The 1,652-nt window shown below is 40.4% G+C and carries 5 protein-coding genes; 2 read left to right on the top strand and 3 right to left on the bottom strand.

Annotated features, from left to right (window positions below; translation table 11 throughout):
- Nucleotides 1-71: 71 nt before the first annotated feature.
- Nucleotides 72-521 carry a hypothetical protein gene (locus F8S12_RS11455; protein ID WP_196516411.1) on the top strand — a complete coding sequence of 150 codons (450 nt, stop codon included), beginning with the start codon at nt 72-74 and terminating at the stop codon, nt 519-521.
- A gap of 2 nt (nt 522-523) precedes the next feature.
- On the opposite strand, the gene F8S12_RS11450 is transcribed toward F8S12_RS11455, so the two are convergent.
- From F8S12_RS11450 to F8S12_RS11440, 3 genes are all read right to left on the bottom strand, one after another.
- A complete protein-coding gene (locus F8S12_RS11450) occupies nt 524-796 on the bottom strand; it encodes a hypothetical protein (protein ID WP_196516410.1) in 273 nt (90 codons plus the stop codon).
- A gap of 116 nt (nt 797-912) precedes the next feature.
- Nucleotides 913-1,224: a hypothetical protein gene (locus tag F8S12_RS11445; protein ID WP_196516409.1), complete on the bottom strand. Its 312-nt coding sequence runs from the start codon at nt 1,222-1,224 to the stop codon at nt 913-915.
- 10 nt (nt 1,225-1,234) lie between these two features.
- Nucleotides 1,235-1,450, bottom strand: a complete 216-nt coding sequence (locus F8S12_RS11440; RefSeq protein ID WP_196514797.1) for a hypothetical protein — start codon at nt 1,448-1,450, stop codon at nt 1,235-1,237.
- Nucleotides 1,451-1,488: 38 nt separating this feature from the next.
- Between F8S12_RS11440 and F8S12_RS40525 the strand changes: the two genes are divergently transcribed.
- On the top strand, nt 1,489-1,652 hold a 164-nt coding region (locus tag F8S12_RS40525; protein WP_269144805.1), incomplete at its 3' end, for a DUF5674 family protein.

The raw sequence follows: 1,652 nt of genomic DNA, 5'->3' as shown, positions 1-1,652 counted from the left end.
GAAACGGTTGACTGGGAAACATTTTTAGTAGACGAATCAGCAATACCTACGGAGGAGTAAATAAAAACGCTATGGAAAAATACCCTTTAGACTGGCTGAAAATTTCATGTGAGCAAGTCTACTGCCGTACCATAGCAGAGCGTACTTGGCGCAAATGGTTAAGGTTGTGTGAAGTTCCACAATATGCTCGTCAAGTAGACAAACAGCAAGCGTTATGGTTGTTGACTTTGGCTTATATGAAAAAGCTGGAGCCTAATAAAAAGTTCACCCTGTTTCAAATTAAGTTTAAACTCTCAGGAAATCCATTTGCCGAATTGCATCTAGCTGAAGCAATTTATAACGCTTGTTACACCAACGCAGTTGGAAAGGACTTACCAGAAATCATTCTTAGAGTTACAGGTAAACAGGTAACAGTACGAACACTTTACCGTTGGGCACGAAAGCAGCAAGTAACTTTCAAAGCTTCTAAACGTTTAAGCCGCCCAGAAGTTGAGCAATGGATACGATGGGCTGTGGCTTGAACTCAAAAAATACCTTGGGGGGTGAATGTTGCCCCTTTTTTATTTTCTTTTTTCAGATGTCGCAAATCAGGTGTGCCGTGACATTTTAAAATGCTCAAAACCCTGATTCTCTCGTTGTGACATCGGGCCGCTTTTTCTGAAACTCTTATATTTCTAGTGTCACAGCCACCATTTTCTAAAACTCCCTCCCTGCAATCATTAGAGCGATTTTTATCCTTTTTTTGGCCGCTTTCCGTGCCGCTTTTGTTTTTTAACTTGATTTTTGAGTAATTCAAAATGCCTCAAATCCTTTTGGGGTAAAGAGTAGAGATGTCACAACTCAAAGCGGCACGCTTGGTCAGATTTTGAGAAAAACGGGTTTTTGGGGCTTTTTTTATTAAAGCCCGATTTTTCAGAGCGCCTCTAACTGCTGTGTCAGGTTCTCAATCTTGCGCTGGCAAAAGTCAATTTCGCCTTCTATCTCCAAACCCAACTCTTGAGTAGGTGGTAATTGAACCCCAGATTCCGAAATATATTCGACCTGTTCATCTTCGGTGCTAACTAATACCGCATATCGCCATGAACCATTTCGTTCAGGAACCACCAAGTTTTCAAATAGACAATACTGAATCCCTACAATCATTCCCTGCTTGGTTCTTTGCCCTAACGAGTATTTTGGTGATGTCCAGTGATTCGGGACAGTAATGATTTTTGAAGTTTCCATACGATTGCTCCTATCTTTGTTTTGGCTGTGTTTGTACTACTCGCTGCTGCCTTTTCTCTACCAAAATCTGACCAATACATCCCCCAGTACCCAGCCCAAACATTCCTGTAGCAATCATGTACATTGTATTTTTGCCAAAAAATTGTACTCCTAAATACCCGATAGATATAGCCGCTAATGTGCCAGTAAAACTTACAACAATTACTTGTACTTGATTCTGTTTCATAATTAAAATTCCTTTGCTTGATAGAGGTTTTAAGTTGCATGATTTTGTTGTTACACGAGAGCGCTACCCCTGAACAACTTGAACAAATGCTTCAAGAGCATAAGTTCTACATCAAAACTGCCGTAGATATTGAACGTCGAGTATTAGTTGGGGGTGGAAATTTGCATTATGACTGTGAACAGGCTTTACTGAATGATGGTAG

Origin of the sequence: Nostoc sp. WHI, assembly GCF_015714725.1 — a bacterium.
Lineage (GTDB): Bacteria > Cyanobacteriota > Cyanobacteriia > Cyanobacteriales > Nostocaceae > Nostoc.
The sequence above is the reverse complement of the archived record's forward strand: the minus strand, read 5'-3'. Positions and strand labels throughout refer to the sequence as shown.